The organism is Roseibium sp. QJM3NY_11 (genome assembly GCF_056173175.1).
The window spans coordinates 2,903,125-2,923,221 of sequence record NZ_CM149660.1; the positions used below are offsets into that span (position 1 = coordinate 2,903,125).

Annotated in this window: 16 protein-coding genes; 11 read left to right on the forward strand and 5 right to left on the reverse strand. The window is 60.7% G+C overall.

Going from position 1 to position 20,097, the window contains the following annotated elements; genetic code table 11:
- The first annotated feature begins 10 nt into the window (after positions 1-10).
- Positions 11-1,177, forward strand: coding sequence for a pyridoxal-phosphate-dependent aminotransferase family protein (locus AC0VX3_RS13495; protein ID WP_475520968.1), 1,167 nt, complete (start codon positions 11-13; stop codon positions 1,175-1,177).
- A gap of 361 nt (positions 1,178-1,538) precedes the next feature.
- Here the strand turns inward: AC0VX3_RS13495 and AC0VX3_RS13500 are convergent, their stop codons facing one another.
- Both AC0VX3_RS13500 and AC0VX3_RS13505 read right to left on the reverse strand, forming a co-directional pair.
- On the reverse strand, positions 1,539-2,165 hold the full coding sequence (locus AC0VX3_RS13500; RefSeq protein WP_475520969.1) for a response regulator: 627 nt from the start codon (positions 2,163-2,165) through the stop codon (positions 1,539-1,541).
- Positions 2,162-3,544, reverse strand: a complete 1,383-nt coding sequence (locus AC0VX3_RS13505; RefSeq protein WP_475520970.1) for an ATP-binding protein — start codon at positions 3,542-3,544, stop codon at positions 2,162-2,164. Before AC0VX3_RS13505 ends, AC0VX3_RS13500 begins: the two co-directional genes overlap by 4 nt.
- Positions 3,545-3,956: 412 nt before the next feature.
- Here AC0VX3_RS13505 and AC0VX3_RS13510 point away from each other — a divergent pair, with 412 nt between their 5' ends.
- The 3 genes from AC0VX3_RS13510 to AC0VX3_RS13520 are packed head-to-tail and all read left to right on the forward strand — an operon-like array spanning position 3,957 to position 5,694.
- Positions 3,957-4,934: a YVTN family beta-propeller repeat protein gene (locus AC0VX3_RS13510; protein WP_475520971.1), complete on the forward strand. Its 978-nt coding sequence runs from the start codon at positions 3,957-3,959 to the stop codon at positions 4,932-4,934.
- Between the two features lie 24 nt (positions 4,935-4,958).
- Positions 4,959-5,402, forward strand: coding sequence for a cupredoxin domain-containing protein (locus AC0VX3_RS13515; RefSeq protein WP_475520972.1), 444 nt, complete (start codon positions 4,959-4,961; stop codon positions 5,400-5,402).
- 31 nt (positions 5,403-5,433) lie between these two features.
- A complete protein-coding gene (locus AC0VX3_RS13520; RefSeq protein ID WP_475520973.1) occupies positions 5,434-5,694 on the forward strand; it encodes a PepSY domain-containing protein in 261 nt (86 codons plus the stop codon).
- 95 nt (positions 5,695-5,789) lie between these two features.
- Here AC0VX3_RS13520 and AC0VX3_RS13525 read toward each other — a convergent pair whose 3' ends face one another.
- A complete protein-coding gene (locus tag AC0VX3_RS13525; protein WP_475520974.1) occupies positions 5,790-7,079 on the reverse strand; it encodes a PQQ-dependent sugar dehydrogenase in 1,290 nt (429 codons plus the stop codon).
- A 246-nt stretch (positions 7,080-7,325) separates the two neighbouring features.
- Here AC0VX3_RS13525 and AC0VX3_RS13530 point away from each other — a divergent pair, with 246 nt between their 5' ends.
- The 4 genes from AC0VX3_RS13530 to AC0VX3_RS13545 all read left to right on the forward strand — a co-directional run bounded on the left by AC0VX3_RS13530 (position 7,326) and on the right by AC0VX3_RS13545 (position 9,710).
- The gene (locus AC0VX3_RS13530) at positions 7,326-8,090 is read left to right on the forward strand and encodes an SDR family NAD(P)-dependent oxidoreductase (protein ID WP_475520975.1); all 765 of its coding nucleotides are present in this window, start codon (positions 7,326-7,328) and stop codon (positions 8,088-8,090) included.
- Between the two features lie 109 nt (positions 8,091-8,199).
- A complete protein-coding gene (locus AC0VX3_RS13535; protein WP_475520976.1) occupies positions 8,200-8,571 on the forward strand; it encodes a MerR family transcriptional regulator in 372 nt (123 codons plus the stop codon).
- 85 nt (positions 8,572-8,656) lie between these two features.
- Positions 8,657-9,118 (forward strand): thioredoxin TrxC, encoded by a 462-nt coding sequence (gene trxC / locus AC0VX3_RS13540; RefSeq protein ID WP_475520977.1) that lies wholly within the window; start codon positions 8,657-8,659, stop codon positions 9,116-9,118.
- A gap of 67 nt (positions 9,119-9,185) precedes the next feature.
- Positions 9,186-9,710 carry a glutathione S-transferase family protein gene (locus tag AC0VX3_RS13545; RefSeq protein ID WP_475520978.1) on the forward strand — a complete coding sequence of 175 codons (525 nt, stop codon included), beginning with the start codon at positions 9,186-9,188 and terminating at the stop codon, positions 9,708-9,710.
- Positions 9,711-9,897: 187 nt separating this feature from the next.
- Here the strand turns inward: AC0VX3_RS13545 and AC0VX3_RS13550 are convergent, their stop codons facing one another.
- Positions 9,898-10,824, reverse strand: a complete 927-nt coding sequence (locus AC0VX3_RS13550; RefSeq protein WP_475520979.1) for a DMT family transporter — start codon at positions 10,822-10,824, stop codon at positions 9,898-9,900.
- Positions 10,825-11,332: 508 nt separating this feature from the next.
- On the opposite strand from AC0VX3_RS13550, the gene AC0VX3_RS13555 reads away from it, so the two are divergent.
- The 3 genes from AC0VX3_RS13555 (at position 11,333) to AC0VX3_RS13565 (ending at position 15,678) form a co-directional block, all read left to right on the forward strand.
- Complete coding sequence (locus AC0VX3_RS13555; protein WP_475520980.1) at positions 11,333-12,769, forward strand: toll/interleukin-1 receptor domain-containing protein; 1,437 nt, start codon at positions 11,333-11,335, stop codon at positions 12,767-12,769.
- Positions 12,756-14,309 (forward strand): argonaute/piwi family protein, encoded by a 1,554-nt coding sequence (locus tag AC0VX3_RS13560; protein ID WP_475520981.1) that lies wholly within the window; start codon positions 12,756-12,758, stop codon positions 14,307-14,309. Before AC0VX3_RS13555 ends, AC0VX3_RS13560 begins: the two co-directional genes overlap by 14 nt.
- Before the next feature lie 163 nt (positions 14,310-14,472).
- The gene (locus AC0VX3_RS13565) at positions 14,473-15,678 is read left to right on the forward strand and encodes a DUF3800 domain-containing protein (RefSeq protein WP_475520982.1); all 1,206 of its coding nucleotides are present in this window, start codon (positions 14,473-14,475) and stop codon (positions 15,676-15,678) included.
- A 182-nt stretch (positions 15,679-15,860) separates the two neighbouring features.
- On the opposite strand, the gene AC0VX3_RS13570 is transcribed toward AC0VX3_RS13565, so the two are convergent.
- The gene (locus AC0VX3_RS13570; protein ID WP_475520983.1) at positions 15,861-19,553 is read right to left on the reverse strand and encodes a vitamin B12-dependent ribonucleotide reductase; all 3,693 of its coding nucleotides are present in this window, start codon (positions 19,551-19,553) and stop codon (positions 15,861-15,863) included.
- Positions 19,554-20,097: the final 544 nt, after the last annotated feature.

Here is a 20,097-nt window from a genome sequence, read left to right on the forward strand (position 1 = left end):
CGGACGATCCATGCGTGCGACTGGACATCACTTTCTTCAAATTCCGGGGCCGAGCGCTGTTCCGGAACGAATCCTGAGAGCAATCGCCATGCAGACGATTGACCACAGGGGACCGGACTTTCCCCAGGTTGGCCGGAAAGCCCTCGAGGGCCTCCAGGAAATCTTTCAGACCCGATCCAATGTGTTCATCTATCCGGCTTCCGGCACGGGCGCCTGGGAAGCGGCGCTGGTCAACACCTTGTCGCCCGGCGACAAGGTAGTCATGTTCGAGACCGGTCATTTTGCGATGCTCTGGCAGAAACTGGCACAGAAAATCGGCCTGGACACCGAGGTGATCGCGGGCGACTGGCGCGGCGGCGCCGACCCGCAACAGATCGAGGACCGGCTGCGCGCGGACACAAACCATGAAATCAAGGCTGTTTGTGTCGTTCACAACGAGACCTCCACGGGATCGGTTTCACCGATCGCCGAGGTCCGCCGGGCCATCGACGCCGCCGGTCATCCGGCCCTTTATCTGGTGGATTCGATCTCCGGCCTGGCCTCGCTGGATTTTCAGTTCGACGCGTGGGGTGTGGATGTCTGTGTGTCCGGATCGCAAAAGGGACTGATGCTCCCGCCGGGACTGTCCTTCAATGCCGTCAGTGCGAAGGCGCTGGAGCAATCCCGGACGGCGGCTTTGCCGCGGTCCTACTGGGACTGGCAGGAGATGATCGGCCCAAATGAAGTGGGCTATTTCCCCTATACGCCGGCGACCAACCTGCTCTACGGGCTCAATGTGGCCATCGACATGCTTCGGGAAGAAGGCATGGCCAGTGTGTTTGCCCGCCACGCCCGCCACGGTAAGGCAACCCGTGCCGCGGTCGCGGCCTGGGGGCTGGAGGTTCTGTGCAACCGGCAGGGCCAGGAAAGCGGCGTGTTGACGGCCGTTCTCATGCCCGAAGGCCATAGTGCGGACGCCTTCAGGGCGGTGGCATTGGAAAATTACAACATTTCGCTTGGCAACGGCCTGTCGAAGGTTGCCGATCGCGTGTTCCGGATCGGGCATCTGGGCGATTTCAACGACCTGATGCTGATGGGAACTCTCTCCGGCATTGAAATGGCCCTGGAAAAAGCCGGTGTGCCTCACCGGAAAGGCGGGGCGAACGCGGCAATGGATTATCTCGTCGCCAACGCCTAGGTCACATGGGCGAGGTATGACGCGCCGTCTTGGGCCGTCATGCCGCCTGCGCCGTCGGGGTTTCCGCCCCCGTGACAAGCGCGCTGGTTCCCTGGGACCGTTGCGGCGCGTATATGGCTGCGACGCTGGGGGCCGGGACGGTGTCCTCTATCTCCTGCGCGGTTTTCAACCTGCTGAACCCGCTCGTCACGATCGCCTTCGCCGGTTTCCGGATGATCGCCGGAGAGAGCGGTGAGGGGGCGTCACAGGCCACCCCGCCTCGACCTTCAACACTTCGGCCTTTAACGCTTCGGCCTTCAACACCGGGTCGGGCACCTGGCGCCGGAGCGTCTTGTGCAGACCTTTCTGGCAAGCCCGTTGTTTAAGAGACGACGCCAGACGAGATCGCAACCCGGATCAGCTCGGTCGTGTTCCTGGCGCCGAGTTTTTTCTTGATCGCGGAGGACGTGTTGGCGGCTGTCTTGTAGCTGATACGAAGCGCGTCCGCGATTGCCTGGAGGTCGTCGCCCTGACCAAGCAGGCGCAGAACCTGATACTCCCGCTCCGTCAGCATGGAGAGCGGATCGGCATGCCCGCCGATCTTGGACGTTGCTACGGACATGGCCATTTCATGTTCCAGATAGATTTTTCCCGCTTCCAGCGCCTGGACCGCGGCATGAAACTGGTCCGGCCCGGAGTTCTTCGTCAGATAGCCCGCGGCGCCGGCGGACAGGGCCTTGGCAACGAAAACGGCTTGTTCGTTCATCGAGAAGATGAGGATGCGCGCGTGTGGCACCTGCCGCAGCAACGGGTCTATCAGGTTCAGTCCGCCGAGGCCGGGCATGCCGAGATCGAGAATGATGAGGTCGGGCGTGTGCGTCCTGGCCAGGGACAGGGCGTCCCGGTCGGTCAGGGCTTCGAGAACATGCGTGTAGTCCAGTTCGCGCAGAAGCTGCCCGCAGCCCAGATGGGTAACCGGATGATCGTCGATGACAAGCGCCGTTTTCATGAGACTGCCCGCAATCCCTCGGGACGGTCCGAGGACATCAGCATGGGTAGGCGGGAGGTCAGTCTGGTTCCTCCGGCTTCGGTCGCGTCGATGGTCAGGCCTCCACCGACCGCGCGGATCCGGTCGCGCATGGCCGTCAGGCCCCTGCCTTCGTTGCGCTCGCCGGTCATGCCCAGGCCGTCGTCCTCCACGCCGAGCTGCAGCGTCGCACCGCCCTCTGTTTCCTGCCGCGACAAGGATACGGTGATGCGGCCAGGTTTGCCATGGCGAAGGGCATTGGTCACGCCTTCCTGGAAAAAACGGTAGACGGTGAGATCGACGATCTCGGGTGTCTCGGGCAAGTGTTGCGGGAGATCCACGCGCCAGTCGACATCGGGGTGGGTCTTGCGAAACGCCGCGAAGAGATCCAGAAGAGCATCGATCAGCGGCAACTGGCCGATCGCCATCGGTCTGAGCGTCGTCAGGAGGCGGCTGTTGGAAGCCTGGATCTGCGCGACGATCGACTGAATGCTTGACGCGTCCTGCGCAAGGTCCCGGTCGTTGTTCGCTTCAGCGGCGCGGGCGATCGCGGATGATTTGACTTTCAATCCGAACAGACAGGGGCCGAACTCGTCATGAAGTTCCATGGCGAGAGTGCGGCGTTCCGCATCGCCGAGTTCGACAATTCTGCGGTTCAGCCTCACCCGGTCCGCCTCGGCGGTCTCCAGGGCTTCCGAGAGGGCGTCGAAGCCCTCGAAAATCGGTACCAGATCGGCACTTGCGCCACGTCCGACCCGGACCGAATGCTGTCCCTGCCGAAGCTGGGCGAGCGCCGTTCGCAGCGTTTCGAGGGGGCGGAGGGTCCGGTTCACCAACATCGTCACGATCAGTGCGGACACCATCGCGGTGCCGGCCACGATCCAGATCATGCTGGCGACGTCATGCCAGACCTCGGCGATCTCGTCGCCGGGGGCCGCCGTCATCGAAACATAGCCGTGCAATCTGCCGTTGGTCTCGATCGGAATGCGTGTTTCCCGGGGCCCGGGTGTTGCCAGCCGCACGAACCAGTCGGGCGCAGCGCCCGGTTCGTCCGTCCTGGAGAGTTGCCGCAAGGGCAGAACGCCCAGGCGCGCGTCGAGCAGCGTGATGTCGACATGCCGCGGCGCCACCAGGATCTCCGCAAGGCGCGGCAGCACGTCGGCGGGCGAGGACTGGCGCAGTGCGTAACCCAGATTGGACAGGACCAGCGCTCTTGCGCTGTTGGCGCTGGCATCGATCTCCAGGCGGACCGCTTCGCGTGCGTTCGCAACCAGGATTGCGGTCGTCAGGGAGACTGCAACCAGGTGAACCAGACAGATGGAAAGCACTGCCTGACGGTTCAGATGCATTCGACCGAACACAAATTCCTCCTCAATTCCAACCGGCAAACCGTAGCGCGAGGAATGACATCCGTCGATCAAAGAACTCGAAACCGGGAACAATCGGCAATGGCATTGCCGATTGTTCCCGGTGACTTTTGGGAGGCACGGCGCGGGGCGCGCTGCTAGCGTTCGAAGTGGAAAAGCAGGAAGGAGCCGGGAAAACGGTCGGTGCCATCGTGCCTCCTCACGATTGCGGCGTCACTCCCGCCGCGGCGCTGGATATCCGGACCGCTGTCCTGCGGATTGCCTGCCCTGGCTCCTTCTCTTTTCCCGGCTGGACTTCTCCGGGGAAGGCCGTGCGGTTGCCGGCGGCCTGCCGGCCCTGACACCGATCCGCCCGCACGGCGGGTCCCGCGAACCTGATTGAGGGAGTTTGAACAAGGTGTGCCCGATGACCGCTCGTTTCCTGACCATGCTTTGCCTTGCCGTCACGGCGGCGTCCCCGGCCTTTGCCAACAAGGTGTTCGTGAGCAACGAAAGAGGCAACACCGTCACGGTCGTCGACAGCGACACGTGGGAGGTTCTTGAGGAGTTTCCCGCCGGAAACCGGCCGCGCGGGATCACCATCAGCCCGGATGGGGCGCTGCTTTATGTGTGCGCCTCCGACGACGACACGGTCCGCGTTTTCGACACCGAAACCTATCAGGAGGTCTACACGCTGCCCTCCGGCCCGGATCCTGAGTTGTTCGTGATCCATCCTGAGGGCAATCCGCTCTATATCGCCAATGAGGACGACAATATCGTCACGGTGACCGACACGCAGAGCCATACGGTGCTTGCCGAGGTGCCGGTCGGTGTCGAGCCGGAAGGCATGGCGATCAGCCCGGATGCGAAATGGGTTGTGAACACGTCGGAAACGACGAACATGGCGCACTTCATCTCCACCGAGGACTACAAGATCAGGCACAACGTGCTGGTCGACCAGCGCCCGCGCTATGCACAATATTCCAGCGACGGCACGAAACTCTTCGTGACATCGGAGATCGGCGGCACGGTCAGCGTGATGGACATTGCCGCGGACGGCACGCCGACCCTGGTTCACAAGATCGGCTTTTCGGTGCCCGGTGTCCTGCCGGAATGGCTGCAGCCGGTCGGAGCCAGGGTCACGGGGGACGGCAAATGGCTGTTCGTCGCGCTCGGTCCGGCAAACCGTGTCGCGGTGGTGAATGCGCAGACCTACGAGGTGGAGAAATACATTCTCGTGGGCCAGCGCGTCTGGCAACTCGCCTTCACCCCTGACGAGAAATACCTGCTCACGACAAACGGCAATTCGAACGATATCACCGTGATCGATGTCGAGGCGCAGGAAGCGATCAAGTCCATTCAGGTGGGGCAACAGCCCTGGGGTGTCGTTGTGCAGCCGAACTGACCGACAACAGGGAGAAACTCTTCGATGAAACGCATATTTCTTGCCTCGCTGATGACGCTGCTGGCGCATCCCGCGCTGGCCGCGCCACTGTGCGACGATCTCGGGTTCGCGGGGCTGCTGGCCTCCTGCAACCGGGGCGAGCCGATCGAACTGACCCTGGCCTCCGGCCAGCCGCTCTCCGAGGAGGGCGCCTACACGCTTCAGTCCGGTGCCTACTACAAGATTTTCATCACCGCCGACGGATCGGCCGAGCTTGCGGTCTCAGGCCCCGATTTCTTCCGGGCGATCTGGATGAACGAGATCGTCATCAACCAGATCGAAGTCCGGCCGATGGCCATCGACAGTCTTGAATTCGACGCGGCGGGAACCGCCGAACTTTCCTTCGTCGCCATCAAGCCCGGAAGCCACACGCTCAGAATTCCCGGCTCCACGGGCGGATCTCAAAAAGTAACTTTCAACATCCAGTGACAGTCAACATCCGGGTACAGGGGGACATCAAATGAAGACTTCGATCATGGCCGTGACGGCGGTATTTGCCTTTTCCACGAGTGTTTTTGCCGCTGGTGAAGCGGAGGTCAGTGCGGAAACGGAAGCCGCGATCATGGCCAAGCTGACCGCTATGGAATGCCAGATGGCGCCGGACGACATCGAGGTCACCGAGGACGGCTTCGAGCTTGACGACGTCATCTGCAAGGGCGGCAAACAGTTCGACATCGAGCTCGATGGCGACCTGAATGAAACCGGACGCCGGGCCGAATAGGACGTCAGCAATACGAAGGCACCATGAAGGGCTCCATGAAGGCTTCGGGCGCGGTCAGGCGTCCGGAGCCTTTATCGCGAACACGGTGCAGGCAGCTAGGCCGCCGTGACGCGCCAGATGATATCGCCGACGTTGTCGGCCATCAGCAGCGACTTCTTGTCAGCTCCGATCGTCACGCCGACCGGGCGTCCGTAGGCGGTCTTTTCGTCCTCGGACAGGAAGCCGCTGAGAATGTCGCGGGGCGGGCCGTTCGGCTTGCCGTTTTCGAACGGCACGAAGATCAGCTTGTAGCCGCTCAGCTTCGAGCGGTTCCAGGATCCGTGCTGCCCGATCACCATGCCGTCGCCGAAGCCGGGCAGGGTGCCTGCGGGCATCCAGCACAGGCCGAGGGACGCCGTGTGCCCACCCAGGGCATAATCCGGCCTGATCGCCCTGGCGACCATCTCTGCGTCCTGCGGCACGCGGTCGTCCACCGTGTCGCCCCAGTAACAATAGGGCCAGCCGTAGAAGCCGCCGTCCTTGACCGAGGTCAGGTAATCGGGCGGCGTCTCGTCGCCGAGACCGTCGCGTTCGTTGACCGCCGTCCACAGCGCCCCGGTGACCGGCTCGAAGGCCATGCCGACGGCGTTGCGCAGGCCTGATGCGAAGATACGTGCCTTTTCGCTCGCTATGTCCAGCTCCCAGATCGCCGCCCGGCCTTTTTCCACTTCCATGCCGTCATCGGCGATGTTGGTGAGCGATCCGACCCCGGCATGGATCTTTGTCCCGTCCGGCGACACGATCAGGCTGCGCGTCCAGTGGCCGTGCGGCTTGAATTCCACGAGCTTCCTGCCGGGACCCGCCAGCGATGTGGCGCCGGGAGCATAGTCGAAGACCACGATGCCGTCAGTGTTGCCGAGATAGAATTTCGTTCCGACCAGGGCCATGCCGAAGGGCTGGTTCTGATTTTCGACAAAAACCTCCCGTTGCTCGGCGACGCCGTCGCCGTCGGCGTCCCGCCACAGGGTCACTCGGTTGGCGCTTTCGCCGATGGCCCTGGCCCGGCGCATTGTGGCCTGGGCGGCGCGGTCCATCAGGGTCTTGGGCGGTCCGGCCTGTTCCTTGGATTCGGCAACCAGAACATCGCCGTTCGGCAGAACCTCGATCCAGCGGGGATGTTCGAGGCCGGAGGCGAAGGCGTTGACCTTCAGCCCTGGCGCGCAGGTGGGCAGATGTCCGTCCTCCCAGCCTTTGGCCACCGGCATCTTCAGCGTCATGATCCCCTGTTTCCTCGCCTCCGGTATGTCCGGTGCTGTCCCCATGGCCTGATGGGACGGCGCCCCGATCCGCCGCAGCAGCGCCACGGCGCCGCCCACCAGTTCCGTTGCCTTCGCGATAAGTTCCATGTCCGGTCTCCAAGCTGGTTTCGGGACAACCTAACGGAGGTCGGGGGGGCATGACAGGGGCATTTGCCCTGGTGTGAGCCCGCCAGAGCGGATGTCGGCGCACGGGGCCTTGCGGTCGTTCTTCCGGCGCAGGGCACAGGGCCGTTTTGCGCTTGACCCTGACACTAATGTCAGGGGCCTAGACCGGGTTTGCGCGCCAATTTGCGCACCAGTGTGTACGGCGTTCAAAACCAGGAAAGGCATCAAATGACACAAGAAAGCAGTTGGCAGGACAAGGTCGCGATTGTGACCGGGGGCAGTTCCGGCATTGGCGAGGCGACCGCGCTGGCGCTGGCGGAACAGGGCGCCAGGGTGCTTGTCACCGGGCGCGGCGCGGCACGGCTCGCCGATGTGGCGGCACGCCATGGCGACTTGGCGACCCTTGAGGCCGACAGCGCCGATCCGGCCAGTGCCGCGCGGATCACGGAAACGGTTCTGGGCCGGTGGGGGCGGCTGGACCTGATCGTCAACAATGCCGGTGCGGGCCGGCCGTTGCCGGTCGAGGCCTACGACGCGGCGGTGATCGCCGGCATGTGCGCAGTGAACATCACCGCGCCCTCGCTTCTGGTGAAGCAAGGCCTGCCGGCCCTGCGCGAGACGAAAGGAGCGGTCGTCAACATCGGCACCGCGGTGTCGCGCAATGCCGCGCCGCCGATGGCTCACTACGGGGCGACAAAGGCCGCCCTGGAGCATCTGACCCGTTCCTGGGCCATCGAACTGGCCGGTGACGGCATAAGGGTGAACGCGGTTTCCCCCGGCCCGGTCAGGAGCGGCGCGCTCACCGGCATGATGGGCCTGCCGGCGGAGATGGCGCGGGACATCGAGGCGCAGGAGGAAGCCCAGGTTCCTCTGGGGCGGCGCGGTCTTGCCGCCGATATCGTGCCCTGGATCCTGCGGCTGGGCAGTTCCGGCAACGCCTGGTTGACAGGCCAGGTGCTGACAGTTGACGGCGGCTGGGCGCTGCGCGCCTGATGCTCCAGGGGCCGGGCGGCTGCGTGGCGGCCGCCCGGTGTGTCTTGATCTCACGTCGGACCGCCAACACATATGTTGCTGGAACCATGACAGAACGAAAGGGACCGCGATGCAGGCCAGGGAAGCGGCGGAGAGGCTCGGGATCACGCAGCGCATGCTGCGCCACTACGAAAAAGTCGGCCTGATGGATGTGCGCCGGTCCGAAAACGGCTATCGCCTCTACACCGAAGCGGACCTGCGCCGCGCCGGCCGCATTCACGATTTCATCGCCACCGGCTTTTCCACCCGGGAAATCCGGACCATGGCGGCCTGCCTGACGGACGAGGGCGCCGGCCCCTGCGCAGGCGGCATCGAAAAACTGATGGAAAAACTCGGCCACATCGACCGGCTGCGGGCCGATCTCGAAGACCGGCGCGAAGCTGTTCTCGACCGGCTGGCGATGCTCAGGAAAGCGGTTTCGCAACGGACCTCTTCGGGGTGATGAATTCCTGTTTGTCCACCCCTCTTGCACGCCGGATGACAGCAAGCCGGTATGTTTTCAAGGACCAGTATATTGGATCGACCCGATGACGGACGCGGCAAAACTGACATGCACCACCTGTGGCCAGGCCAACCGGGTGCCGGTGGCCAGGCTCACCGCCGGACCGAAATGCGGTTCCTGCGGCGATCCGCTCATGACCGGCAATGTCGCCGAGCTCGATGCAAGGACCCATGACAAGGCGGCGCGGACCGACGAGGTGCCGCTGGTGGTCGACTACTGGGCGCCCTGGTGCGGTCCGTGCCGGATGATGGCGCCGGAGTTCGCCAGGGCGGCCAAGGCTCTCTCCGCCCAGGCACGCTTTGCCAAGATCAATACCGAGGATTTTCCCGCGGTTTCGCAGCGCCTCGGCATTCGCGGCATTCCGCTCTTGATTCTGTGGCACAAGGGCCGCGAGGTTGCCCGTCTTTCGGGGGCCCGGCCCGCCGGCGATATCGAGGCTTTCGTCCGCCAGGCGGTCGCGGCGGGGACAAAAACCGCGCAAGGATGATCGACCGGCCAGCCTGTTGCTGATACAGACACGGCCCCTTCACAGTCAACCAGCCAGGAAGCCGCCGATGATCAAGGTTCTGGGACGTGCCAATTCGGTCAACGTCCAAAAAGTCATGTGGTGTGCCGCCGAGCTCGGCCTGCCGGTCGAGCGAGCCGATATCGGCGGCGCGTTCGGCGGCAACGACAAGGCGGACTATCTGGCCAGGAACCCGAACGGCAGGATCCCGACCCTGGTGGACGGGGATCACGTCCAGTGGGAATCCAACGCGATCGTCCGCTACCTCTGCGACAGGTACGGATCGGCTTCATGGCAGCCCGGCACCCCGGAACTGCGCGGGCACGCCAACCAGTGGATGGACTGGTATCCCACCACACTCCATCCGCCCATGACGACGCTGTTCTGGCAACTGGTCAGGACCGCTGACGAGGATCGCGATCCCTCGGCGATCAACGCCGCCATTGCCGAATGCAGCGCCCTGTGGACGATCCTTGACCGGCACCTGGCAGACAGGGCCCATATTCTCGGGGACCGGCCGAGCATGGCCGATATTCCGCTCGGAACCACGCCGAAAATGAAACAGGCTGCCTGAAGTCCGGTTTTCGATCCGGTAAAAAACGGGATGATTACCGGGTCGACCAAGGCATCCATGCCGATACATCGCCTCTAACCCAAGCCTCGCCGGATGCAAGGTCTCGGCATGGATTGCAGGATCAAGTCCTGCAATGGCGGAGCTGATGCGATTGCCCTGCCTCGTGCACGGACCGGGGGCGGCGCAGCTATTTGCGGTGGCGCTTCAGGGCCTTGATCGCAAGCCGCTCGCGGTTCAGCGTGTAGAGCCCCGTCGCCGTGATGATCGCGGCGCCCGCCCAGGTCCAGCCGTCCGGCAACTGCCCGAACACGAGGAAGCCGTAAAGCGTCCCCCAGATCAGCAGGCTGTACTGGACCGGGGCGACGACGACCGCCTCGGCAGCGCCCAGTGCCATGATGACAAGGGTCTCGCCAACCGCCGCCAGCACGGCCATGGCGATCAGCAGGCCGAGCTCCAGCGCGCCCGACGGTGTCTGCCAGACGAACGGCAGGGGCAGGCTCAAGAGCCCCCAGGAGACGATGGCCGTATAGGCGACCGTGGTGCGTGTCCTGTCCGCTCCGGCAAGGAGGCGGGAGAGCACCTGGCGCAGCGCGAAGGCGGAGGCCGCGACCACAAGAAGCAGCGCGGCCGGGTGAACGACCCCCAGGCCGGGCCGGATGACGATCAGGGTGCCGAGGAACCCGATCACGACGGCGGACCACCTGCGGATGCCCACCGGCTCGCGCAGGATCAGCGCCCCCAGGACGGTCACCATGAAGGGTGCGACAAAGGTGATCGCGACGGCATCGGCCAGCGGCACATAGCCGACACCGACGATGAAGAGCGTCGCCGAACAGGCCGCCAGAACGCCGCGCCCGATCTGCAGTTTCGGGTTGCGGGACGCCAGGATCGACCGTCCCTGCAGCCCGATCAGCACGAGCACGCCGAGGAGCAGCCCGCTCTGGCGGAACCAGACGATCTGGACGGGATGGACAGTCTCGGTCAGGAACTTCGCCATCGTATCGACGCAGGAAAACAGAAACATCCCCATCGCCATCAGCGCGATGCCGCGCAGACTGTCGGTGCGGCGGGCGGAGGGCGCCTGGGCGGTCTGAAGGATCGGGGTGATGGCCATGGGGGAGTTCAATAGACGAGGGGCGGGGAGGAGGCGAGGGGAAATTGTTTGGGTAGGAGGGGGACTTTGGGGGACGGAGTTTTGGCGACTTATTCCCCAGAACTGGCACCATATCGGCAGCCAAGAAGTAACGCGCTCGATTTCTCTCCGGCGGGCGGGTTTTTCACGATTGACCATCAGGCGCCGCTCTTGGTCGGTAGGGACCGGCCTGGGTGACCGTCATAGGGCTCGCACTGCGGCACCAAGGGGCGCGATAGCGTTTCTGGTCAGCCCGGATTGGGGGGCATGGCAGCTAGAAACGTCGACTTTCCTAAGCTGCGCAGTAATTTTGTTCCAAGCCCTGTCTTCGGGCGAAAATTAACAGGGGCAAAAGTAGTGTGCTCTGACTAATTCTAGTTGGGCGTGTGGCTTTATTCGTTAGAATGCGATCATGTTTGAGAAAATCGATTGGGCCTGCCCACTGCTAGCCGAATTGCGTACTTACCCGCCTGAAGCTGCGGAGTGAGTGATGACCAGCGTTGAACCGGCTTCTGATCCCAAAACTCAAAATGACATTCGCAATCTTGTCTTTTTAAGTAAAGGCACCCCAGATGACGATGACTTCGCGCTGTGGTTAGCGCCTAGACTGGAAGCAGCCGGATACAAGGTATTTGCCGATATTCTTTGCCTGAAGTTTGGCGACCGCTGGCGAAAGGTTTTGACGGACACCCTATACGACCAAGCGTGTAAAATGCTGCTTTGCTGCAAAACCAGCACCCTCGCGAAAGGGGGGGTCCTGGAAGAAATTGAGATCGCAGACCGGTTGTCGCGTGAGCTTTCCGATCCAAGGTTTATTGTTCCGCTTCGTCTAGAAAGGAACTTTCGAGCCCCGTTTGGTACAACTGGCCTGCAATTTGCGGATTTCACAAAGAGCTGGGCGGACGGCCTGCACAATCTGCTTGAGTATTTGGAAGAGGAAAATGTTCCTCGCTTTGGGCCTGTTACCATCAATCCGGAATGGCAGAACTATAGGGCACGGCGTTCGATTTCCGTTCAGAATCAACCCGAGGCACTCATATCCAACTGGCTTCGTATCTCTTCGATTCCGGATACAATCAAATACTATGTTCCAAAAGGAGCCATATCGATCGGTGCTTTTTCCGCACGATGCAAAGATGCACGCTTTCCCGTCCATTATCACAATAGAGGAATTCTGACATTCCTGTCCTTCGATGAGGTCTCCGAACTCTTTGTCGACTTAGCCGCTTTGGAACTCAAATGCGAAACTGGAACTCTTGATTTTCAGCAAAATGGAATGCCGGAAATCGATCTTGCTCAATTTGATGCGCATAACATTTTAATGTCTATGTTCCGCGAAGCTTGGGACAACTTTTGCCGACAAAAGGGTTTTGTCGAGTACAAGTACTCTTCTCAATCCGGGTATCATGTTGGTGACGGCCAGCTCGCCATCAGCAAAAAGGTGCCTTGGGGTCGCCAGGGTGACCGGCGGTCCGCCATGTTGCGCAATATCGCAAAAGGTAAAGTTTGGAATTTCGGAGCTACCGCGAGTCCCGCATTCTGGCCGTACCCCCATTTCAAGATCAAGAACCGCGTTCTTTTCGCCGAGGTCGCAGAGGGCAACAAAGCTGGAAGTATTATCGATAGCGTTGACGCCCAGTTCCGATTGCGGCGAACTGTGTGTAAAGGCTGGCGGAACAAACAGTGGTATGGCCGTCTGCTAGCATTCCTTGAAATCTTGTCCGGCGACAGCGCTTACATATCGCTTGCCCTGTCTCCCTCAGAGCAAATCAAGATTGTGGCAGAGCCGATTAGCTTTACGAGCCCGGTTTCCACGCCGCTTCCCGATGAAACCGATGATGAGGCTGAAGAAACCGATGAATCCGTACTGGCTGGACGCGAATTGATGAGCGAAGACGAAGAGGAGGAACGGGTTGGAACTTCCTGAGCAAACCTCCGAGATTTTGTATATTGAAGAACCCAAATTGGGTTTTGGACATGGCCAGACCTGCGATCATCCAAAAGACGGGCTGTATCTTTACGGCCCGCACTCAGCGCCCAATCGCACTGTGACGGTAAACCTAGGCGTTGTCGGAACGGCGACGGGCATCGGCCATTTCCGCTCAAAACTTGCTGAAATCGAGAGTTTTGTCGAGGTGCCGGCACCTGGCCCGCGTGACAAGGAATTTCGTCTGCATCTTTCCCATTTCCCGGGACTGACAGAGGCATTCGGGTTTGGTGTCGATAAAGATACTCTGGTCGAGCGCAGCATTGACGAAAAGCAGATTGATGAGGCGACCCGAAACCTGAACCTTCATGAGGCCGTTCGAAAGGTGGTCGATCTATACGTTTCGGAAATCGAATATCACGAACGCAATGAAGAGCTTGAAGTCGATGTCTGGGTACTCGTTCTGCCGGACATCATTTTCGAGCGCTGTAAGCCGAAAGCAAAGAGGACAGGCTTGCCGCTTGTTAAAGGCGATTTCGGAAAGAAACAAAAAAAGCCTGCCGATATGCCTTTGCTGGATCCTGTACTCGACCTTTCTAGAGAGGAGATATTTGAAGATATCCCGGACTTTCATCGTCAGGTCAAAGCTAGGATGTTGCAGGTCGGAAAAACCTCGCAGCTTATACGTGAAACAACACTGGCTCCGGAAGCATTCTTGAACAGCGCCGGGAATCCCAAGCGTCAATTGCAGGACCGGGCAACGCTGGCTTGGAACCTGTCTACAGGGCTCTACTACAAGACCCGTCCCGAACCACCCTGGAAACTGATCTCGGCAAGGGAAGGTGTTTGTTATATGGGGCTTGTCTTCAAGCTAATACCCAATCACCCTCAGCAGCACGCTTGCTGCGCGGCGCAGATGTTTCTCAATGAAGGTGACGGCCTTGTATTTCGTGGTGCGAACGGTCCTTGGGAGACAAGGAGAAAGGAGTTCCACCTACCGGCTGACGAAGCGCATAACCTTCTTAAAAAGGTGGTCGATACGTTCAAGGACAAACACGGCAAACCGCCAAAAGAGCTGTTTATACACGGTCGGACGAAGTTCGACGACAATGAATGGAACGCCTTTTGCGAGGCGTGTCCGGATGAAACCAATCTTGTGTATGTCCGGATCAAAACGACTACCGGTGAAACCAAGCTATTCCGGCACGGCGACTACCCCGTCATAAGGGGTACGGCATTGATTCTGGATGAACTCAATGCGTATTTCTGGAGCAACGGGTTTCTGCCGCGCCTTGATACCTATATCGGCCCGGAAACCCCGAACCCACTTTTTATTTCTTTACTCCGCAGTTCCGGTCAGATGCCTGAACTAGAGGACGTTTTGCGCGATATTCTTGGCCTGACCAAAATTAACTACAACTCCTGCAACTTTAATGACGGCCTGCCGGTTACCGTTCGGTTCGCAGACAAGGTTGGAGAGGTATTGGTGATGGGGTCAGCCAAGGGCTTCGAGCGGGCGCCCTTCAAGTTTTATATTTGAACAACACTGAGCACTTATTCGACGTTCTGATTTCTCTACTTGGTTTGCGCGATTGAGATTGCCATCTAGCAGATTCCAATTGATGAGCGGACGCTAAATTCCCTCGTTTGGCAATAGATTTTGGTGATGTTTTTTCGGTCGACGGTCGATTGGAGGGCGTAAAATGGGAGAGGCAAAGCGAAGGCCGATCCACGCTTACGTGGATGAAACAGGAAACACTGGACACAACATTTTCGATGAGGCTCAGCCGAACTTCTTCACGGCAGCGCTTGTCACTCGAGGAGACTTCGATGTCACATATGCGGCATTCGTTGCTGCCATTGCCAAAGATGTAGGGGGAAATGCCCTACACGCCAATGAGCTCGGCATTGGAAAGCTAGAGAGCGTGGCGCAACGCATTATAAAACTTTTAGTCCGCTCAGGTGCCAAATTCTTCGTATCAAGAGTGGAGAAAAAGTACCTCTTAGCAACAAAAATGTTCGATAGTTTAATGGATTCAGGTGAGAATGCTGGCGTTGCTTGGCATCATTACAATTTCCGATTTCTGCGCCTAATGTTGACATTTAAAATGTCGTTTTTGATTGACATGGATGTCGCCCAGTTATTTTGGCGTTGCATTCTCGAACCGAATTACAAAACGGTGCAGAGGATGCTGCCTGAAGTTTGCGCCGGTTTAATGAGAAACCTTGATCGCCTTCCAGATCGACGGTCGCAGGATGTAATCCGTGAAGGACTAGAATGGGCAAAAAACCATCCTGAATCGATCCAGATCCACGTCGACCGTAGGGCTGCCCGACAAGGACATTTCCCAAACATGGTAGCTTTCGCGAATTTGCTTAGTGGGTTGGAGGAAATTTCTGGCCTCTTTCGCCAACCGGTTGCCTGTATCAAGCACGACCGTCAGAGCGAGTTTGAGCGAACGTTAGCAATGTGGCACGACATGTATTCTACAGCATCAGACGATGTATTGTTGTGGGCCGGAGAGTCACATAAATTCCAGAAAGTGGCCGGTAGCACTTTCGAGGTGTGTGCTGATGACGAGAGCGCAGGTATACAAATCGCGGATATTGTACTTTGGCTTTATAAGCAATTCCGCGACGGGAAGAAATTACCTGACGGTTGTATGGCGATCCTTCGTTATGTTTTTGAAAATGGTTGGGTCAGTGACTTTTCTTTTGAAGGTGTAGAGCGGGATTGCCTCGCGAAATTCGACGAGATGACCGCCAAACCTATGCCAAAAGAACAATTGGAGTGGGCAAAGAAGTTTCAAAGTCAAATTGAGGATGCTCGTCAGCAATCGATGGCTCAGTATGAAATTGACCGTCTCCCGCCTTTTTTGCGGCAGCGAGCTGCCATCGAAACAAAATGAGGAATTGCTATTCTCCGTATAGCGCGAAACGATCAGCAATCCTGAGACACCGACCTCATACCAGAACACACGAATAAAACCCGCCCGATCGTCTCCGATCGCGCGGGTTTTTCCTTGTCTGGGCGCCGGGCACCGCGCTTGGCCGATGGGGACCGGCCTGGGCGGCGCCCGGCTTTTATCCTTCAGCTACACCCGCTGGTGCCGCCACACGTGTCGCATTTCAAACATGTGCCGTTGCGCACCATGGTGAAGTTGCCGCATTCGGAGCAGCTTTCGCCCTCATAGCCCTTCATGCGGGCCTGGGCGATCTGCTGGGCGGCCGAGTTGGGCTGGGGGGCCGGGGAGGTGGAGATTTCCACCGCAGCGGCGGCTTCCGAGCCGCGGGCGAAGGCCGTTGCGACGGCGGAGACCTGGGCGGCGGGGGTGCTGGCGGTCTGGACCGAGATCGCCTCGGTGGCCTCGCCGGCGGGGTCGCCGCTGGCAACCAGGCGGAAGCGCTCGGTCTGGCCGCGCACCAGGCCGTGGGAGACCACGTGGCCGCCGGTCCTGCCGTCGTCGCCGCGGCCCTCGTTCGGGCCGGTGCTCATGGCCGTGTTGCCGATGGCTTCCGGCGGCACATGGGCCAGGTCGTGGCGGCCGAGATAGGAGACGGCCAGCTCGCGGAAGATGTAATCGAGGATCGAGGTGGCGTTCTTGATCGCCTCGTTGCCCTGCACCATGCCGGCCGGTTCGAACCGGGTGAAGGTGAAGGCGTCGACATATTCCTCCAGCGGCACGCCGTATTGCAGGCCGAGCGAGATGGCGATGGCGAAATTGTTCATCAGAGAGCGGAAAGCGGCGCCTTCCTTGTGCATGTCGATGAAGATCTCGCCGAGACGGCCGTCCTGGTATTCGCCGGTGGTGAGATACACCTTGTGGCCGCCGACGCGGGCCTTCTGGGTGTAGCCCTTGCGGCGGTCCGGCATCTTCTCGCGTTCGCGGATGGCCCGCTCGACGATCCGTTCCACGATGCGTTCGGCGACGACCTCGGCGCGCGCGGCCTGCGGCTTTGCGGCGATGTCCTCGACCGTGTCGTCCTCGTCCTCGTCGTCATCGGCAAGAAGCTGGGCGTTGAGCGGCTGGGACAGCTTGGAGCCGTCGCGGTAGAGCGCGTTGGCCTTCAGCGCCAGCTTCCAGGACAGCAGATAGGCTTCCTTGCAGTCCTCGACCGTGGCGTCATTGGGCATGTTGATGGTCTTGGAGATCGCCCCGGAGATGAACGGCTGGGCCGCGGCCATCATGCGGATGTGGCTTTCCACCGACAGGTAGCGCTTGCCGATGCGGCCGCACGGGTTGGCGCAGTCGAACACCGGGTAATGCTCTTCCTTGAGGAAGGGCGCGCCTTCCAGTGTCATCGCGCCGCACACATGGGTGTTGGCGGCCTCGATCTCTGACTTGGTGAAGCCCATGTGGGTCAGGAGGTCGAAGGCCGGATCGCTCAGCTTTTCTTCCGGAACCATCAGGGCGGCCATCTGCTCGTCGCCGACCGTCCAGCGGTTGAAGACGAACTTGATGTCGAAGGCGGAGCCGAGGGAGGCCTTGATCTTTTCCAGGCTCTCGTCGGAGAAGCCCTTTGCCTTGAGCGCTGCCGGATTGATCGCCGGCGCCTGGTCGATGGAGGCGTGGCCGACCGCGTAGGCCTCGATCTCGGCGATCTGGCTTTCCGAATAGCCGAGCCTGGAGAGAGCCTCGGGAACGGCGCGGTTGATGATCTTGAAATAGCCGCCGCCGGCCAGCTTCTTGAACTTCACCAGGGCGAAGTCCGGTTCGATGCCGGTGGTGTCGCAGTCCATGACCAGGCCGATGGTGCCGGTCGGGGCGATGACGGTGGATTGCGCGTTGCGGTAGCCGTTGCGCTCGCCAAGTTCCAGGGCGCGGTCCCAGGCCTTCCTGGCCCGGTCCACGATCACCTTGTCCGGGCAGTTGGCATGGTCGAGGGCGACCGGGGCGGTGTTCAGGTCCTCATAGCCGCCGGTCTCGCCATGGGCGGCGCGGCGATGGTTGCGCATCACCCGCAACATGTGCTTGGCATTTTTCTTGTAGCCCGGGAAGGCGCCGAGTTCGCCGGCCATTTCGGCGGAGGTCGCATAGGCAACGCCGGTCATGACCGCGGTCAGGGCGCCGCAGAGCGCGCGGCCCTCGTCCGAATCGTAGGGGATGCCGGAGGTCATCAGCAGGCCGCCGATATTGGCGTAGCCGAGACCGAGGGTGCGGAACTTGTAGGACAGTTCGGCGATTTCCTTTGACGGAAACTGGGCCATCAGCACGGAGACTTCCAGAACCATGGTCCACAAGCGGACGGCGTGTTCGAAGCTGTCGATGTCGACGGAGGCGTCGTCCTTGCGGAACTGCATCAGGTTCAGGGACGCCAGGTTGCAGGCGGTGTCGTCCAGGAACATGTATTCCGAGCACGGGTTGGACGCGCGGATTTCGCCGTCGGCCAGGCAGGTGTGCCAGTCGTTGATGGTGGTGTGATACTGCAGACCCGGATCGGCGGAGGCCCAGGCGGCGTAGCCGATCTGCTCCCACAGGTCCTTGGCCTTGACGGTTTTCAGGGTCTCGCCGGTGCGGCGCGCGGTCAGGTCCCAGGTGCCGTCGTCGGTCACGGCGTTGAGAAAGCCGTCGGTGACACGCACGGAGTTGTTGGAATTCTGGCCGGCGACGGTCAGGTAGGCTTCCGAATCCCAGTCGGTGTCATAGACCGGGAATTCGATCTTGGTGAAGCCCTGGCGGGCGAACTGCATGACGCGCTGGATGTAGTTGTCCGGCACCATCATCTTCTTGGCGGCACGGATTTCGCGCTTCAGGGCCGGGTTCTTGGCCGGGTCGAAACAGTCGCCGTTGTCCGCCTCGCAGTTGATGCAGGCGCGCATGATGGCGGACAGGTGCTTCTGGCAGACCTTGGAGCCGGTGACGAGGGCCGCGACCTTCTGCTCTTCCTTGACCTTCCAGTTGATGTATTCCTCGATGTCGGGATGGTCGACATCGACGACGACCATCTTGGCCGCGCGGCGGGTGGTGCCGCCGGACTTGATGGCGCCGGCCGCCCGGTCGCCGATCTTGAGGAAGCTCATCAGGCCGGAGGACTTGCCGCCGCCGGAGAGCCGTTCGCCCTCGGAGCGCACGTGGGAGAAATTGGAGCCGGTGCCGGAGCCGTATTTGAACAGGCGCGCCTCACGCACCCACAGGTCCATGATACCGCCTTCGTTGACCAGGTCGTCGCCGACGGACTGGATGAAGCAGGCATGGGGCTGGGGATGCTCGTAGGAGCTCTTCGACTTGGTCAGCTTGCCGCTCTGGAAATCGACATAGAAATGGCCCTGGCCCGGGCCGTCGATGCCGTAGGCCCAGTGCAGGCCGGTGTTGAACCACTGCGGGGAGTTCGGCGCCACCTTCTGGGTCGCCAGCATGAAGCGCAGTTCGTCGTAGAATGCCTGGGCATCGGCTTCCTGGTCGAAGTAGCCGCCCTTCCAGGCCCAGTAGGTCCAGGTGCCGGCCAGTCGGTCGAACACCTGACGGCCGTCGATCTCGGAGCCGTAGCGCTCGTCCTCGGGCAGTTTTTCAAGAGCGGCCAGGTCGGCCTCGTGGCGCCACAGCCAGGACGGGACGGTGTTCTCCTCGACGGCCTTCAGCTTCGCCGGCACGCCGGCCTTGCGGAAATATTTCTGGGCGAGGATGTCCGAGGCGACCTGGGAAAACTGGGTCGGCACCTGAATGTCCGCCAGGCGGAAGACAATGGACCCGTCCGGATTCCGGATCTCGCTGGTCGCGGTCCGGAATTCGATGCTTGCGTAAGGCGATTGACCTTCTTTGGTATAGCGCCGCTCGATCCGCATTCTCACTGTCCCCTTATCAAATTCCGGCCGGTCCGCTTCGAACCGGACTTATCGTCCGCATCTCACCCGGCGTGGCGCTGAAAGCCTGCCTCGTCACCGGATGTCGTCCTGTCTGCTACAGGTCTTGTAGTCTGTATGTAGCGTTTCACGTGATTCGGTCCACTATATATAGTGGTCATCAACAGGTTTGTCACGCCATGCGCCGGAAAGCCGGCACACAAAAATCCGTCTCCCGGATTCTGGAAAAATCCTGGAGCGGTACGCATGAACTGGTGGTTTCTGGATGACCGGAGAGCCCGGGACGGGATCCGCCTACGCCCATCTCAATGACTAGGAAACTAAGGTAAATGAATTCTTAAGGTCAAGGCGTGAGTGACAACAGCTAGTGCTCACATTGTGGGCAAACGCAAAATATTGTGTGCTGGTGTGGATAGCGGGGAGCCCGGCGGGGTCCGCCGAACCTTGGGGAAATTAGCGCTTGCTTTCCCGGCGAAGGGATGCCGCAGCCGGTTCCGCCAAAGCCTGTGGATGAGAATAGACCGCA

What these genes read in the sequence shown, in the direction of transcription:
- AC0VX3_RS13570 (WP_475520983.1), bottom strand. Translation starts at nt 19,553, where the DNA reads ATGCGGATCGAGCGGCGCTATACCAAAGAAGGTCAATCGCCTTACGCA.
- AC0VX3_RS13510 (WP_475520971.1), top strand. Translation starts at nt 3,957, where the DNA reads ATGACCGCTCGTTTCCTGACCATGCTTTGCCTTGCCGTCACGGCGGCG.
- AC0VX3_RS13550 (WP_475520979.1), bottom strand. Translation starts at nt 10,824, where the DNA reads ATGGCCATCACCCCGATCCTTCAGACCGCCCAGGCGCCCTCCGCCCGC.
- trxC (WP_475520977.1), top strand. Translation starts at nt 8,657, where the DNA reads ATGACGGACGCGGCAAAACTGACATGCACCACCTGTGGCCAGGCCAAC.
- AC0VX3_RS13535 (WP_475520976.1), top strand. Translation starts at nt 8,200, where the DNA reads ATGCAGGCCAGGGAAGCGGCGGAGAGGCTCGGGATCACGCAGCGCATG.
- AC0VX3_RS13530 (WP_475520975.1), top strand. Translation starts at nt 7,326, where the DNA reads ATGACACAAGAAAGCAGTTGGCAGGACAAGGTCGCGATTGTGACCGGG.
- AC0VX3_RS13545 (WP_475520978.1), top strand. Translation starts at nt 9,186, where the DNA reads ATGATCAAGGTTCTGGGACGTGCCAATTCGGTCAACGTCCAAAAAGTC.
- AC0VX3_RS13515 (WP_475520972.1), top strand. Translation starts at nt 4,959, where the DNA reads ATGAAACGCATATTTCTTGCCTCGCTGATGACGCTGCTGGCGCATCCC.
- AC0VX3_RS13520 (WP_475520973.1), top strand. Translation starts at nt 5,434, where the DNA reads ATGAAGACTTCGATCATGGCCGTGACGGCGGTATTTGCCTTTTCCACG.
- AC0VX3_RS13555 (WP_475520980.1), top strand. Translation starts at nt 11,333, where the DNA reads ATGACCAGCGTTGAACCGGCTTCTGATCCCAAAACTCAAAATGACATT.
- AC0VX3_RS13565 (WP_475520982.1), top strand. Translation starts at nt 14,473, where the DNA reads ATGGGAGAGGCAAAGCGAAGGCCGATCCACGCTTACGTGGATGAAACA.
- AC0VX3_RS13495 (WP_475520968.1), top strand. Translation starts at nt 11, where the DNA reads ATGCGTGCGACTGGACATCACTTTCTTCAAATTCCGGGGCCGAGCGCT.
- AC0VX3_RS13500 (WP_475520969.1), bottom strand. Translation starts at nt 2,165, where the DNA reads ATGAAAACGGCGCTTGTCATCGACGATCATCCGGTTACCCATCTGGGC.
- AC0VX3_RS13525 (WP_475520974.1), bottom strand. Translation starts at nt 7,079, where the DNA reads ATGGAACTTATCGCGAAGGCAACGGAACTGGTGGGCGGCGCCGTGGCG.